The organism is Pseudarthrobacter sp. R1, from assembly GCF_024494415.1.
Taxonomy (GTDB): Bacteria; Actinomycetota; Actinomycetes; order Actinomycetales; family Micrococcaceae; genus Arthrobacter.
The window spans coordinates 189,578-203,313 of the sequence record NZ_JAMKFI010000004.1; the positions used below are offsets into that span (position 1 = coordinate 189,578).

14 protein-coding genes, 1 pseudogene and 1 riboswitch are annotated in these 13,736 nt (G+C 67.0%); of the genes and pseudogenes, 5 read left to right on the forward strand and 10 right to left on the reverse strand.

Annotated elements, in window-relative coordinates; translation table 11 throughout:
- Positions 1 to 170 precede the first annotated feature (170 nt).
- Positions 171 to 1,460: an MFS transporter gene (locus M8J71_RS03920; protein WP_256246691.1), complete on the reverse strand. Its 1,290-nt coding sequence runs from the start codon at positions 1,458 to 1,460 to the stop codon at positions 171 to 173.
- 26 nt (positions 1,461 to 1,486) lie between these two features.
- Entirely contained in the window at positions 1,487 to 2,758 is a 1,272-nt protein-coding gene (locus M8J71_RS03925; RefSeq protein ID WP_256246692.1) for a M20 metallopeptidase family protein, read from the reverse strand.
- A 132-nt stretch (positions 2,759 to 2,890) separates the two neighbouring features.
- On the opposite strand from M8J71_RS03925, the gene M8J71_RS03930 reads away from it, so the two are divergent.
- Positions 2,891 to 3,922: an Lrp/AsnC family transcriptional regulator gene (locus M8J71_RS03930; protein ID WP_256246693.1), complete on the forward strand. Its 1,032-nt coding sequence runs from the start codon at positions 2,891 to 2,893 to the stop codon at positions 3,920 to 3,922.
- Between the two features lie 78 nt (positions 3,923 to 4,000).
- A complete protein-coding gene (locus M8J71_RS03935; RefSeq protein WP_256246694.1) occupies positions 4,001 to 5,398 on the forward strand; it encodes an MFS transporter in 1,398 nt (465 codons plus the stop codon).
- 12 nt (positions 5,399 to 5,410) lie between these two features.
- On the opposite strand, the gene M8J71_RS03940 is transcribed toward M8J71_RS03935, so the two are convergent.
- A complete protein-coding gene (locus tag M8J71_RS03940; protein ID WP_256246695.1) occupies positions 5,411 to 6,154 on the reverse strand; it encodes an SAM-dependent methyltransferase in 744 nt (247 codons plus the stop codon).
- 388 nt (positions 6,155 to 6,542) lie between these two features.
- On the opposite strand from M8J71_RS03940, the gene M8J71_RS03945 reads away from it, so the two are divergent.
- Positions 6,543 to 8,447, forward strand: coding sequence for a DEAD/DEAH box helicase (locus M8J71_RS03945; RefSeq protein WP_256246696.1), 1,905 nt, complete (start codon positions 6,543 to 6,545; stop codon positions 8,445 to 8,447).
- A gap of 108 nt (positions 8,448 to 8,555) precedes the next feature.
- Here M8J71_RS03945 and M8J71_RS03950 read toward each other — a convergent pair whose 3' ends face one another.
- The 7 genes and pseudogenes from M8J71_RS03950 to M8J71_RS03980 all read right to left on the reverse strand — a co-directional run bounded on the left by M8J71_RS03950 (position 8,556) and on the right by M8J71_RS03980 (position 12,474).
- Positions 8,556 to 9,206, reverse strand: coding sequence for an MBL fold metallo-hydrolase (locus M8J71_RS03950; protein WP_256246697.1), 651 nt, complete (start codon positions 9,204 to 9,206; stop codon positions 8,556 to 8,558).
- A 36-nt stretch (positions 9,207 to 9,242) separates the two neighbouring features.
- Positions 9,243 to 9,562, reverse strand: a pseudogene (locus tag M8J71_RS03955) (aldo/keto reductase); the annotation flags it as partial.
- A gap of 43 nt (positions 9,563 to 9,605) precedes the next feature.
- Complete coding sequence (locus tag M8J71_RS03960) at positions 9,606 to 10,232, reverse strand: nucleoside/nucleotide kinase family protein (RefSeq protein ID WP_256246698.1); 627 nt, start codon at positions 10,230 to 10,232, stop codon at positions 9,606 to 9,608.
- 111 nt (positions 10,233 to 10,343) lie between these two features.
- Positions 10,344 to 10,721, reverse strand: a complete 378-nt coding sequence (locus M8J71_RS03965) for a DMT family transporter (protein ID WP_256246699.1) — start codon at positions 10,719 to 10,721, stop codon at positions 10,344 to 10,346.
- Positions 10,721 to 11,044 (reverse strand): DMT family transporter, encoded by a 324-nt coding sequence (locus M8J71_RS03970; RefSeq protein WP_256246700.1) that lies wholly within the window; start codon positions 11,042 to 11,044, stop codon positions 10,721 to 10,723. The genes M8J71_RS03965 and M8J71_RS03970 overlap by 1 nt, the downstream gene beginning before the upstream one ends.
- Before the next feature lie 9 nt (positions 11,045 to 11,053).
- Positions 11,054 to 11,119: riboswitch (guanidine-III (ykkC-III) riboswitch) on the reverse strand.
- Positions 11,120 to 11,265: 146 nt separating this feature from the next.
- Positions 11,266 to 11,796: a ferritin gene (locus M8J71_RS03975; protein ID WP_256246701.1), complete on the reverse strand. Its 531-nt coding sequence runs from the start codon at positions 11,794 to 11,796 to the stop codon at positions 11,266 to 11,268.
- Positions 11,797 to 11,868: 72 nt separating this feature from the next.
- The gene (locus M8J71_RS03980) at positions 11,869 to 12,474 is read right to left on the reverse strand and encodes a HutD/Ves family protein (RefSeq protein ID WP_256246702.1); all 606 of its coding nucleotides are present in this window, start codon (positions 12,472 to 12,474) and stop codon (positions 11,869 to 11,871) included.
- A gap of 96 nt (positions 12,475 to 12,570) precedes the next feature.
- Here M8J71_RS03980 and M8J71_RS03985 point away from each other — a divergent pair, with 96 nt between their 5' ends.
- The gene (locus M8J71_RS03985; RefSeq protein WP_256246703.1) at positions 12,571 to 13,185 is read left to right on the forward strand and encodes a phosphoribosylanthranilate isomerase; all 615 of its coding nucleotides are present in this window, start codon (positions 12,571 to 12,573) and stop codon (positions 13,183 to 13,185) included.
- 71 nt (positions 13,186 to 13,256) lie between these two features.
- Positions 13,257 to 13,658 (forward strand): YccF domain-containing protein, encoded by a 402-nt coding sequence (locus M8J71_RS03990; protein ID WP_256246704.1) that lies wholly within the window; start codon positions 13,257 to 13,259, stop codon positions 13,656 to 13,658.
- Positions 13,659 to 13,736: the final 78 nt, after the last annotated feature.

The window sequence follows — 13,736 nt, forward strand, 5'->3', positions numbered from 1 at the left end:
ACAAGTCACTTACAGGACACCCCAATCGGGGGCCAATCGTTCTGTGAGTCACGACCACAGCGCGGAACGGCCAGTACCAACTCTGCCAGCCAGTCCCGGACCAGCCACCCCAATCCTCACAGTCGTTATGAGCGTTCATAACGACACTTACTGCTACTTACTTGGGGGAGCTAGTGCGTGAGGTCCTTGCCCTTGGTCTCTGGGATGGTGAAGACGAACAAGGCGCTGACCACCAGCAGCAGCACGGCGTAGACGTTGAACAGATCGGGCAGCTGCAGGGTGGTGCCCAGCCACTGCTGCAGGTAGGGGGCGGTGCCGCCGAAGAGCGCTACGCAGATGGAGTACGGAACACCCACGCCCACGGTGCGGATGCTGGTGGGGAAGAGTTCGGCATACACGGCCGGCACAATCGCGGCGCTCGCGGCGATGAAGATCAGCATCACGGACATGCCAACCGCCAGCTGCCACGCAGAGTCCTTCAGCAGCCAAGTCATGGGGAAGTGCATCACGGCAGAGCCAATGGCACCGGACCACAGCACCTTCTTGCGGCCAATGCGGTCCGAGAGTTTGCCCCAGAAGGGCAGCGCCGCGATGAACACAATGTTGCCGATGACGCCGGCCCACAGGGCCTCGCCGCGGTCGATCTTCAGTGCGGTGGTGGCGTAGCTCGGCGCCACCACACCCCAGATGTAGTAGATCACCGTGAGGCCCACGGTCAGGCCGATGACCTGCATGGCCTGCTTGCGGTGGCGGACAATCTGCGGCCAGATCGGGGCCCGCTTTTCGCGCACGGACTCGCTTTCGAAGGCTTCGGTCTCGTGCAGCCGGGACCGCATGATCAGTGCGTACAGCCCCAGCGCCGCCCCGATCAGGAAGGGGATGCGCCAGCCCCAGGCGTTCATGGCTTCCGTGCTGAGCACCATGTTCAGCACGGCGCCCAGGAGCGTGCCGAACAGGATGCCCACCGTGCCTGATGTGTAGATCAGGGTGGCCCAGAACCCGCGCTTTTCCTTCGGCGCCATCTCCGAGAGGTACGTTTGCGACGACGGCAGCTCACCGCCGTGCGCCAGGCCCTGGACCAGCCGGGCCACCAGCAGCATCAGGGAAGCCCACGCGCCGATGCTTGCGAACGTCGGCGCGATGCCGATCATCAGACTGCCCAGCGAGGCCAGGCCGACGGCCAGGGTCATGGACGTCTTGCGGCCCACCCGGTCACCGATCCAGCCGAACAGGAATCCGCCGAAGGGCCGGGCAACGAAGCCGACGGCGAAGATCGCCAGCGTGGACAGGACGGCCGACGCCGGGTCCGCCTTGCTGAACAGCTGGCTGGCTATGAAGGGGGTGAAGGTTGCATAGATCGCCCAGTCGTACCACTCAACGGCGTTGCCGATCCCGGTACCAACAATGGTTTTCCGCATTGCAGCGCGCGCGCTGCGCTGCGGGTTCACGACAGTGGTCATTTCAGTTCTCTTCCTGGAAGGGTGGATCAGGAGTTGTTGGTGCGGGATTGCGAGAGCGCGGCGAGGCGCTGCGTAGCGAGTTCCGCGTAGAGGGCGGCACCGTCCGCCAGGACGCCGTCGTCGAACGTTGCGTACGGTGAGTGGTTGAACGGGGAGGCGGCATGGTCCACGCCGCGGGGAACGGCGCTGAGCCCGATGAACGTGCCGGGCACTTCCGCCAGCACCCTGGAAAAGTCCTCCGAACCGCTGAGGGGAGTGGCCCAGCGTGACAGCCGGGAATCACCGAACAGCTCCGTGATGACGTTCTCGGCCGTATGGGTCTCGTCCTCGTCCGTGATGGTGAGGGGGTACTCCTGCTGGTAGTCGACGTCGACCTCGAGGCCGTGAGCGGACGCGATCCCCTGCAGGAGGCGGGGAATGGAGTCCATCAGCTTCTCCCGGGAAGCCTCGGAGAAAGTCCGGATGGTGGCTTCGATCCGCGCGGTTTCCGGGATGACGTTCCGCTTGGTGCCGGCGTGGAGGACGCCGACGGAGAGGACCACCGGATCGAACATGTTGAACTGGCGGGTGATCATCACCTGCAGCGCGGTGACCATCTCGGCGGCCGCAGTCACCGGATCCTTGGCCGCGTGCGGGGCCGAACCATGGCCGCCTGCACCGAGCACGGTGACCACCAGGCCGTCGGAGGCGCTGAGCATCACTCCTGGCTTCGTGGTGAAGGTGCCGTGCGGTTCCAGGGCGGAAAACACGTGCATGCCGTACGCGGCGTCCACCCGGCGGCCCGGCGCGTCCAACACACCCTCGCGGATCATGTAGCTGGCGCCGTCAAACCCTTCCTCGCCGGGCTGGAACATCAGGACCACGTCCCCGGCCAGGTTGTGCCGGTTCTCGGCCAGGAGGGTAGCGGCACCCGTGAGCATCGCGGTATGGAGGTCGTGGCCGCAGGCGTGCATGGCGCCGTCCAGGCGGGAGGTGTAGTCCACACCGGTCTTTTCCTGGACCGGCAGGGCGTCCATGTCGGCGCGAAGCAGGACGGCCGGCGCGGCCTCCTCTCCCTGCCCGGTTTTCTGTCCCTGCCCGGCCCCCGCGCCCGGGGCGCCGCCGGTGCCGCGGAGCACGGCCGTGACCGACGTCGTATCCTTGCCCAGGGTGATTTCGTAGGGGAGTCCGTCCAGCGCCTGAAGGACCTTTTCCTGCGTCCGTGGCAGGTCGAGGCCGATCTCCGGCTCCTGATGCATGGCGTGGCGGAACCGGGTCAGTTCCGGCTGGAGTTCCCTGGCCGCGGATGTGATGGTCATTTCTGCTCCTCCAAAAGATGGACTGCTTCCAGTCTGGCGTGACCTGCTTCACAAGTGCGGGAACTGCTGGAAAAATGCAAGCGTAATACTCCTGCTCCTCGATTTATGCAGCCGTGCGGAAGAATGGACACCATGGAACTGACCGAGGAGGACCTCGCCCTCATCAACGCGCTTGAGATCGCGCCCCGGGTGAGCTGGGCGGATGCAGGCGAAATCCTGGGCGTGCACGCCACCACCTTGGCGGCGCGGTGGGAACGGGTACGCCGGTCGGGTGCCGCATGGGTGACGGCCCACCTGATGGGCGATCCGAAGCAGATGTGCCTGGCCTTCGTGGACGTCGACTGCGAGATGCACCGCCGAGAAGAGGTGACGGAAGCCCTGGCTGCCGTACCGGAGATCGTCACCATCGAGGAAGCGGCCAGCAACCGGGACCTGATGCTGACAGTCCTGACCCCGTCCCTTGAGGAGTTCACCACTGCGGTGGCCTCCCGCCTCAAGGACATCGATGGCCTGCTGAAGTACCAGACGTCGCTATGCACCAGGCTGCACTCCGGCGGTTACGCCTGGCGCCTCAACGTACTGGACCGGGCGCAGGTTGCTGCGCTGCAGGTCAAGGCCGGGCCGGAAGCGGCAGGATCTGCGCCACCGGAGTCCGTCGTCGAACCTTTGCCCGAAAGCCACCTGGCGCTGCTGCCCTTCCTGGCAAGGGACGGGCGGGCGACGGCGGCCGACGTCGCCCGGGCCTTGGACAGGCATCCTGCCACAGTGCAGCGCCAGCTGAACCGCGTCCTCGCGAGCAGGGTGCTCTCCTTCCGCTGTGAAGTTGCGCAAAAGTTTTCCGGCTACCCCGTAACGTGCCAGTGGTTCGCCAACGTACCGGCAGGCAGGCATGAGGCGGCCGCCGTCGAGCTTCGGGGCCTCCGCAACGTCCGCCTTAGCGCCTCCACCACTGGCCGCACCAACTTCGTGATCATTATGTGGCTGCAGTCGCTCGCTGATGTGATGAACGCGGAACTCGCCCTGCAGCAGCGGATCCCCGGGATTGAACTGGTGGAAAGCGTGGTGATGCTCAGTACCGTCAAACGGGTGGGCTGGATGCTGAACCAGGATTCCACGGCCACGGGACGGGTCATCGTCCCCGCGGCGGTGGCCAGCGCCGGGTGAGCCTGCAGGAAGCGCAAGCCCTGTCGCTGCCGGCCGCTATGCTGGCCCGAAAGACAAGCAACGAATCGGGCCAGAAGCGTGCGCGAGACAACCCTTTCAGCCGCAGATCCCCACGCCGGCATACTGCAGCGGCCATACCTGTGGGTGACCGTCGGTGCCTGCGCGCTGGTGTTCCTGGCGGCGTTCGAATCCCTTGCGGTGACCACCATCATGCCCGTGGTCAGCCGCGAGCTGAATGGTGCGGGCCTCTACGCGCTGGCGTTTGCCGGCCCGCTGGCAACAGGCGTGATCGGCATGGTAGCTGCAGGAAACTGGTCCGACCGCAGGGGACCCACCGTTCCCCTGTATGCGTCGGTAGCGCTGTTCGTGGCGGGGCTGCTGATCGCGGGCACCGCCGTCTCCATGCCGCTGCTGGTGGCGGGCCGGCTGGTGCAGGGGTTGGGCGGCGGTGCCCTGACCGTTGCGTTGTACGTGTTGGTGGCCCGTATCTATCCGGGGTTGCTGCACCCCAAGATTTTCGCTGCCTTCTCCGCGGCCTGGGTGATCCCGTCCCTGGTGGGGCCCTTCGCAGCCGGAATTGTGGCGCAGGTGTTGAGCTGGCACTGGGTGTTCCTGGGTGTGGTGGGCCTGGTCATTCCGGCGCTGGTGATGATCGTGCCGGTGCTGCGCGGGATGACGTCCGCCAAGGAACAGGCAGCCCTGTCAGGGCAACCACCCGCCCCGTGGGCCCTCGGCCGCCTGGCCTGGGCCACTCTGGCGGCCCTTGCCGTACTGGGGCTCAACCTGTCGCGGGAGGTCACGCTTCCCGGTTTCCCCGCCGCGCCGGTACTGCTGGCGGTGGCCGCCGTCGTGGTTGCCCTGGTGGCCGTGCGGCCGCTGGTGCCGCCGCGCACGCTTATCGCCTGGCGCGGCCTGCCAAGCGTGATCCTGGTCCGCGGGCTTGCCTCTGCCGCATTCTTCGGCGCCGAAGTCTATTTGCCGTACCTGCTGATTGAGCAGTATGCCTTTTCGCCCACCTTTGCCGGGCTCACCCTTACGGGTGGAGCGTTGGCCTGGGCGGGTGCGTCGGCAGTCCAGGCGCGGCTCGGTGCGCGGTTGTCCCACCGCCGCGCCGTCCGCATCGGTTCGTTGATGGTTCTGGGCGCTGTGGTCCTTGCCCTGGCCACCACCGCGCTGCACTGGCCGGCCGCCGTCGCGATCGCGGGGTGGATCTTTGCCGGCGGCGGCATGGGCCTGCTCTATCCGCGGCTGAGCGTGATGACCCTGGCGCTGTCCACGAAGGACAACGAGGGCTTCAACAGCTCGGCCATGTCCATCTCCGACTCCCTGGGCGGCGCGCTCGCACTGGCCACCACCGGCATCGTTTTCGCGGCCTTTACGACGACGGAATCCTTCGCGGGCGTCTTTGGCCTCGCCGCCGTGGTCGCGGTAGCCGCGGCCGCCATCGCGCCTCGGGTCGCCGCCAAAACCCTTTGAGTTCTTGTCCAGTCAGGGGAGCCGGCTGGCGCGCACCACCACGTCGGCGATGGTGGCGTGCTGGCCGTCCGGCCCCGTGACCGGCCGCTCCCGGCTGGTCTGCACTTCCAGCTGCCATTCGGGCCCGTCAAGCCCCAGCTCCTGGACCAGTTGCTCCCCGGTGTAGAACATCCCGTCGTGGGTGTGCGCCCCGCCCCAGGGCGGCAGCCGGTGCGGATGGTGCCCCACCACCAGCAGGGTTCCCCCTGGCTTGACTGCCGCGGCGGCCGTGCAAAGGGGGCCCTGCCAGGCGAGTTCCTGGGAGTGGAGGAACTGTGAGGTCACGAGATCGTACGTTTCCCCGGGCCGCCATTCCGCGAGGTCGGCCTGCTGCCAGTGAATGCGGCTGGCGATGGCGCCTTCGGCTGCATGCACGCTCTCGCGCGCCAGCGCGGCTTTCTCGTGCCCGTGCGCACGTTCCAGCGCCACGGCTGAAACGTCGACGGCGGTGACGGTCCAGCCGTGTTGGGCGAGCCAGATGGCGTCAGCACCTTCGCCGCAGCCAAGGTCCAGCGCATGTCCAGGCCGCAGCCCGCCCGCTTCCCGGACCAGTTGGGGGTTTGGCTTGCCGCTCCAGATCTGGGGTTTGCTGCGGTACCGCTCGTCCCACAGGGAAGCCGCGTCCCGGATCCCCTGGCCCTCGCTGTCCCCGGAAAGGCCGGGGCCGCCGTCATGCGTTGGCTCATGTCCATGCTGGTGGGCCGTGTGTTCGCTCATGCCTCAACCCTGCCCCGCACAGGCTGCGTTCGCAACGCCCAAGTGACTAGCGCTAAGTGCCGTTTTGGAGGCCGAGAACGACACTTAGCGCGACCTAGTTGGGAGGGGACAGGGCAGGGGTGGAGAAGCGGGGTGTGCGGAGGATGCTAGACTGGTGGAACTTGATGTGCAGTGATGCCCATGTATCCCTTCATTTAGGGGACGGGGCTTTTTTCATGTGAGAGGCACATCCTGCGTCGATGAACGCGTTCCATTTGGTCCCGGCCGTCGCTTTGCATAAGCGGCAGCAGGCTGGTTGATCACCTGACTTTTCTTCGGCGAACCCCCTGGGCCAACCGGCGTCGGGGGCCGATATCCGTACGGATACCGCCTGAAAGACCTTTGAACTTTGACTACTTTTGCTGCCCTCGGCACGCCCAAAGCCCTTGCCGACACCCTCAGCGCCCAGGGAATCACCGAGCCGTTCCCCATCCAGGTCAAGACCCTCCCTGACACACTGGCAGGACGCGACGTCCTGGGCCGCGGCCGCACCGGCTCCGGTAAGACCATCGCCTTCGCCATCCCCCTGGTGGCACGCCTTGCCGAGCGTGAAGCCAAGCACTTCCGCAAGCCCGGCCGCCCCATGGGACTGGTCCTGGCACCGACCCGCGAGCTGGCCACCCAGATCAACGCCACCATCGAGCCGCTGGCCAAGGCCGCCGGCCTGAACACCACCGTGATTTACGGCGGCATCTCCCAGGCCCGCCAGGAAAAGGCCCTGCGTGCCGGCGTCGACATCGTCATCGCCTGCCCCGGCCGCCTGGAGGACCTGATCCGCCAGCGCATCCTCACCCTCGAGGCCGTGGAAATCACCGTCCTGGACGAGGCCGACCACATGGCCGACCTCGGCTTCCTGCCCGTGGTGAAGAAGCTCATGGACATGACCCCCAGCCAGGGCCAGCGCCTGCTCTTCTCCGCAACCCTGGACAACGGGGTGGACAAGATTGTCCAGCGCTACCTGTCCAACCCGCTCACGCACTCCGTGGACGATCCCCAGGCAGCAGTGACCACCATGGAGCACCACGTCCTGGTGGTCAACGACCAGACCGTCAAGAAGCAGCTGATCGTGGAGCTCGCCTCCGGTGCCGGCCGCCGCGTCCTCTTTATGCGGACCAAGCACCACGCCCGCAAGCTGGCCAAGACCCTCACCGACGCCGGGATCCCCGCCGTCGACCTGCACGGCAACCTCTCACAGAACGCCCGCGACCGTAACCTCGCCGAGTTCTCCTCCGGCGACGTTCGCGTCCTGGTGGCCACCGACGTCGCAGCCCGCGGCGTGCACGTGGACGACGTCGAACTGGTGATCCACGTTGACCCGCCCACCGAGCACAAGGCCTACCTGCACCGTTCAGGCCGCACCGCCCGTGCCGGTTCCGACGGCACTGTGGTCACGCTGACCCTCCCCGAGCAGCAGACCGACGTGAAGAAGCTGATGAAGGCCGCCGGCGTCGAGGTTAACTTCGAGCGCGTCACCGCGAGCTCGCCCATCGTTGCCGAGCTCGTGGGCGATATGGCTGAGAAGATCGATCCGCGCACCCGCGCAGCGCTGCTGGCCAAGAAGGCCGCACAGCAGGGCGGCGGCACCTCAACGGGAGCCAACGCCGAGCGCAAGCGGGCCCGCCGCCAGGCTGCACCCACTGCCGGCGGCCGTGGCGGCCGTGGTGGACGCGGCCGGGTTTCCGCCGAGCCCACACGTACCGATGTTCCGCGTGCCGAGCGTCGGGCAGCAGCGTTCGAGGGCCGCACCGAAGCCCGCGCAGCGTTTGACCGCGTTGCCGAGCAGAACGAGGACCGCGCCGTCGCAGCAGCAGCCGCCCGACGCAACGCCCGTGGCCGCGGCACTGCAGCTTCGACCCACCGCAACGACGTCCCCGCAGCAGGTGGCCGTGCAGCGGCTGGCCGCGGTTCGGACGGACGCACTGATTCACGCGTAACCCGCAGCGACGCTCCCCGTGGGGGCACAGGGCGTCCGGCTTCCTCAGGCCGTCCGGCTGCTTCCGGCGGACAGCGCAGCGGCCGTCCGGCAACGGGCCAGCGCGCCGCAGCCGGTGCAGGTGCCCGGACCAGTGGCGGTTCACGCGCCGCAGGTGCAGGTGCAGCCAGCGGCGGCAACAAGGCCGTCTGGTCCTCGAACACCGGCGGAACCTCCGGCGGATCCTACGGTTCAGGCAACGGCGGCGGTTCCGGCCGTCCCGCCCGCAGCGGCCCGCGCCGTGCTTCGGCTCCGGCGTCTAACGAGCGCCGCAGCCGCTAATCCCCACCGGCACCCTCGCCTCGCAAGCTCGGCCAGGGAACCCTGCCGGCGTGGGCCCACGCTAAACCTCCGGTGGTTGAGCCTGTCGGGTTTCGACCACCGCGTTCCTCACCAGCCGCGGGCGCGCCACTCCTCTAGGTGCGGCCGCTCGGCACCCAGGGTGGTCGGCTTGCCGTGGCCCGGATGCACGACGGCGGCGTCCGGGTAAGTCCCGAACAGCCGCTCGCTGACGTCGGTGAGAAGCCGGGCGAACCGCTCCGGATCGTTCTGCGTGTTGCCCACCCCGCCGGGGAACAGCGAGTCGCCGGAAAAGATGTGCGTGGGGCCTTCCGGGTCCTCGTACACAAACGCGATCGATCCCGGGGTGTGCCCGCGCAGGTGGACGGCCGTCAGCTCGAAGCCGTCCACGGCCACGGTATCCCCGTGCTGAAGGTGCCGGTCCACCGCGATTGGCAACGCGTCGGCGTCGTCCTTTCCTGCAGCAGTGGGCGCGCCCGTGGCCGCCACCAGTTCCTTCAACGCCCGCACGTGGTCCCAGTGCTGGTGCGTGGTGGCGATCAGGACAAGCCTGGGCGCAGCGGATGTATCGGCAGCCGCATCCTGCAGCAGCTGCTGGATGGCCGGCAGGTCATCCGCGGCGTCGATCAGCACCTGCTCGCCGCTGGCTTTGGCGGTCAGCAGGTACACGTTGTTGTCCATCTCGCTGACGGAGATCCGCCTGATGGTCAGTGCCGGCAGGTCGTACAGAAGTGAGTCCATAGGCTTCAGTCTAGGGACACACTTTTCCGGCGCCGGTTACTCGCGGCCCTGCGACACCCAGTTGGGATCCGCCGAGCGGGAACCGACGACGGCGTCCGAAGCTTCGGCCAGTGCGTCCAGTTGCGCCGGGGTCAGCTTCAGGGCCAAGGCACCCAGGTTTCGTCGATCCGGTGAGTTTTGCGGGTGCCGGGGATAGGGACGACGGGCAGGCCGAGCAGCTCCTGGGCCGTCACCTCCGACAGCCCCAGGTGCTTGACCTTGCCCTGCTGCACAAGCTCCGCCATGGCCTCCACGGTTTCCACAATCGGAACGCGGAGGTCACGGCGGTGCATGTAGTAGAGGTCGATCACGTCCGTCCAAGCCAAGAACCCCGCTCCCGGTGGCTGCATTCCGCCGGTCCTACTGCCAGGGAATGACCCGGTCGGCAGCTGGGCGGGTCGCTTGGATCAGCACCGCGTTCGCTTCGTCCGGGCCGGTTGCCCAAGCGTCGGCGGCAGCGGGTTCCATGCCGAACGAGACGTGCCGTTCCACGAGGCGCGCCAGGCGCAGCTCAGGGGGCGTGTCCACAAACCACACCTCGTCCAGCTGGGCCCTGATGTCCTTCCAGGGTTCCTGCTCCATCAGCAGGTAGTTGCCCTCGGTGATCACCAGCGGGACGTCGGCCGGGATCGCGATGGAGGCTGCTACGGGTTCATCCAGGGTGCGCCGGAACTCCGGGGCGTAAACCACGGGCTCATCCCGGCGCACCAGGCGGCGCAGCAGCGAAAGGTAACCGCCGGCGTCGAACGTGTCCATGGCTCCCTTGCGCTCCCGCAACGGGGTGCCGTCGATGATGGCGTTGCCGAGGTGGAAGCCGTCCATGGGCACCACCACGGCCTGCCCGGGCTCGAACTGCTGCCGGATCCACTCGGCGAAGGTGGACTTGCCGGAGCCTGGCGCCCCTGCGATGCCCAGCACGGTCCGCGTTCCCGGGACGAGCCTTGCCCGGAGGGCTGCCATCGCCTGGGTGATCTCGGGGGAGTCCATGGCAAAAGCCTAGACCGCCCACTGAATCTCCCCACCTTTTGTTCCAGGAAGGCCACAGCCGACGGCGATCCCGGGGGCCACGCCGTCGGCCTGCCTGAATCATGGGGACATTCAGCGGCGGGCTGGGGAGGCAGTTTCCGGCTCGGAGGCGTCGGCCCCGCCGGGCAGCACCTTGAGGCCAGCCGCACAGCCTACGATCCCGGCGATGAACATCACTTTCACCACGCTGAAGGCCTCGACGCCGGTTGCCATGGCCCAACCCACCGTCAGCGCCGCACCAATTCCCACCCACACGGCATAGGCGGTGCCCAGGGGAATAGTCCGGATGGCCATGCCCAGGCCCAGCATGCTCAACGTCGCCGTCACCGCGAAGACCAGGGTGGGAACGGGCTCGGTAAAGCCGTCGGACAAACCGAGAGCGGTGGCCCACACCGCTTCGAGAACGGCCGAGGCAAGAAGCACCAGCCAAGGAATCGAGCGCCGCAGCATTACGCCACCACCTTCAGGCCTACCACGCACACCGCGATGCCGGACAGCAGGAGGAGGCGTGCCGCCGTCGGGCGTTCCACCTTGGTGACGATGGCGTAGGCGGAGGTCAGCACCACACCAACGCCCACCCACACGGCGTAGGCCGTCCCGGTGGAAATCGATTGCATGGCGATGGCCAGGCCGCCGGTACTGGCGGCCACGGAGACCAGAAAGAGGGCGGCGGGGGCGATGCGGCGCCGGCCGGAAGCCTGGAAGGTGCGGTGCAGGGCTGCGGCCCACACGGCTTCAAGGGCACCGGAAAGAATGAGGATTAACCACGGCATGACAGATCCTTTGGCCAGTCTTGTCGCGTGCCGGGTACTGAACCGTCGTCCGGAGGCCCGTTTGCGGAGCCTACCTTTCCAGCGTAGCAACGCCCGACGCCGGGTGGCCACCGATGGTGCGGAACCTCACCACTGTCCCGCCAGCCCAACTGGGTAGCGCGAAGTGTCGTTATGAAGCGTCAAAACGACACTTCGCGCTACCTACTTGGGGCAGGGAGGGGTTAGAGCGCGCCGCCGGCAGCTTCCGGGGCGGAGGAGTCGCGGCCGCCGTCGCCGACCGTTTCGCGGGCAATGAAGTTCTCGATGTCGAACAGGTTGTCCGCACGCTCGGCGATGTTCAGCAGCGTGGTCATGGACGCGACTTCCTCCACCTGCTCCTTCAGGAACCAGAGCATAAACTGCTCGCCCAGTGCATCGTTTTCGCCGCGGGCGGCCCGGAACAGGTCCTCGATGTTGCGGGTGACTTCCTTTTCCTGCTGCAGAGCCAGGGCCAGCGGCTCGGTGACCGAGGTGAAGTCGTTGCGGACTGCGGGGACGCCGGGAATGGTGAAGGCGATGTCCCGGTCCAGCATGTACTGCACCATCATCATGGCGTGGTTCCGTTCCTCCACAGACTGGCGGTAGAAGTACCTGGCCAGCTGGGGGAGGTCCTGGTTGGCGAACCAGGTGGCCACGGCAATGTACTGCTGCGATGCCGTGAATTCGTTGGCGATCTGGGTGGACAGGAGCGCATTGAATGTTGAAGTGGTCATAGCCCGAGTCTAGGGACGGCTGCGGGGAGCCACCAGTGTGGAAAGGCTCTGCTACCCAAAGGCGAGGCTGGCCTATTCCGAGCCGGGCTCATCCTCCACCGACTCATCCTCCACCGGGTCGATCGAGACGACGGCCAGGAAACCGCGGCCCAGGACGTCAGGGGTGTCGACGTCGGAGCCCACCACGGCGTCGTACCGCGCCAGGGCCTCGGGTTCCTCGGTTCCTTCGGCTGCCGTGGCCTGGCCCTGGAGCAGGATCCCCAGTTGCCCTTCGAAGATGGGCTTGGCTCGCTTTTTCGAGAGCTCGATGATGGACGTAAAGCCCTTGAAGCGGCCTGCCCGCGTGATGACGTTGAGGTCCCGGATGTCGCCGGTCGGAAGGGAAGCATGCGTGCTGGCCCCGCCCGGAAACCGGAACGGCCGGTACTTCTCGAGGGGATGTTCGGCGCCGTCCACGGACAGCAGCAGGAGCTCTCCCTCGACCACCGTCAGCACCCGCTCCATCCCCGGGAACGCGGAGAAGTCACCGGCCTTGCTGACGTCTGCGATGCTGACCCGCCAGTCCCAGGCCCCGTCCCGCGTGGAAGCTGCGCCGGGCTGGCTGGCCAGCTGGCGCGTCACTCCGCCGCCGTTCCGCCAGGGTTCGGGCTTTAGGTCTGCAAAGCGGATGATCTCCATCTGCCCAGCCTAATTCCCCCGCGTACATCCCGCGGCCAGCCTTCCTGCTACTCTCCTCCGGGGGGATAACACAAAAACAGCCTCAAGGAGCCGGGAATGTTTGTAAAAGTGTGTGGTCTCAGTACGCCCGAATCCGTTCGTGAAGCGGTAAGTGCCGGGGCGGATGCCGTGGGTTTCGTCCTCACCGCCAGCCCCCGCGTTGTCTCGCCGTCCCAGGCGTCCTCGTTGCTGGCGGAGGTCCCCGAGGGAGTCTCGCCCATCGGAGTATTCCGCCACGAACCGGTGGCCGACGCCGTGGCGATCGCCCGCGTTGCCGGGCTGGAATGGATCCAGCTGCACGGCCCGCGCACCCGCGAGGACGTCGCTACCGTGCACGACGCCGGCATGAAGCTGATCAGGGCAGTCACCATGGATGCCGCCCCGGAGGAGTTCGAAGACTGGGGCGAGGATCTTTTGCTGATCGACGCCGCCGTGCCGGGCTCCGGGGAGGCGTGGGACTATGCTTCCGTGGCCGCCCTGCCGGTTCTTCAAGGACGGCATTGGCTGCTCGCCGGCGGGCTCGACCCCGCCAACGTCGGTACCGCCTCTACGGCAGCCCACGCCTGGGGCGTCGATGTCTCCTCCGGCGTGGAGGCATCCCGGGGCGTGAAGGACCTGGCTAAGGTGCGTGCCTTTGTGCAGGCAGCGAAGGGTGCTGCTGCCCCGGCCTAGCAGCCGGGTTAAGGGGCCGGTCAGGGCAAACCCCCATCCTTTTGCCAGAGCCCCCGGGGCACAATGGATGAATGAAGACACTGCTCAACATCATCTGGCTGGTTTTCGGGGGATTCTGGCTTGCGCTGGGCTATTTCCTGGCCGGCATAATCTGCTGCCTGCTGATCATCACCATCCCGTGGGGCATCGCCTCCTTCAGGATTGCGGCGTACACGCTGTGGCCGTTCGGACGCACCGTGGTGGACAAGCCCGGCGGCACCGGGGTGTTCCCGCTGCTGGGCAATGTGATCTGGCTGCTGGTGGCGGGTATCTGGATTGCCATCGGCCACGTGGTCACTGCCTTTGCCATGGCCGTCACCATCATCGGCATCCCGCTGGCCATCGCGAACCTGAAGCTCATCCCGGTGTCCCTGATGCCGCTGGGCAAGCAGATTGTGCCCACCAGCGCGCCGTTCGTCACGGCCTACCGGTAACCCGGCTCCCCGCCTCACTGCCGAAAGCAGCCCGGGCCCGGCCGGATGAGCTGACGGGCCTCTACTCCGTCAGCTCAT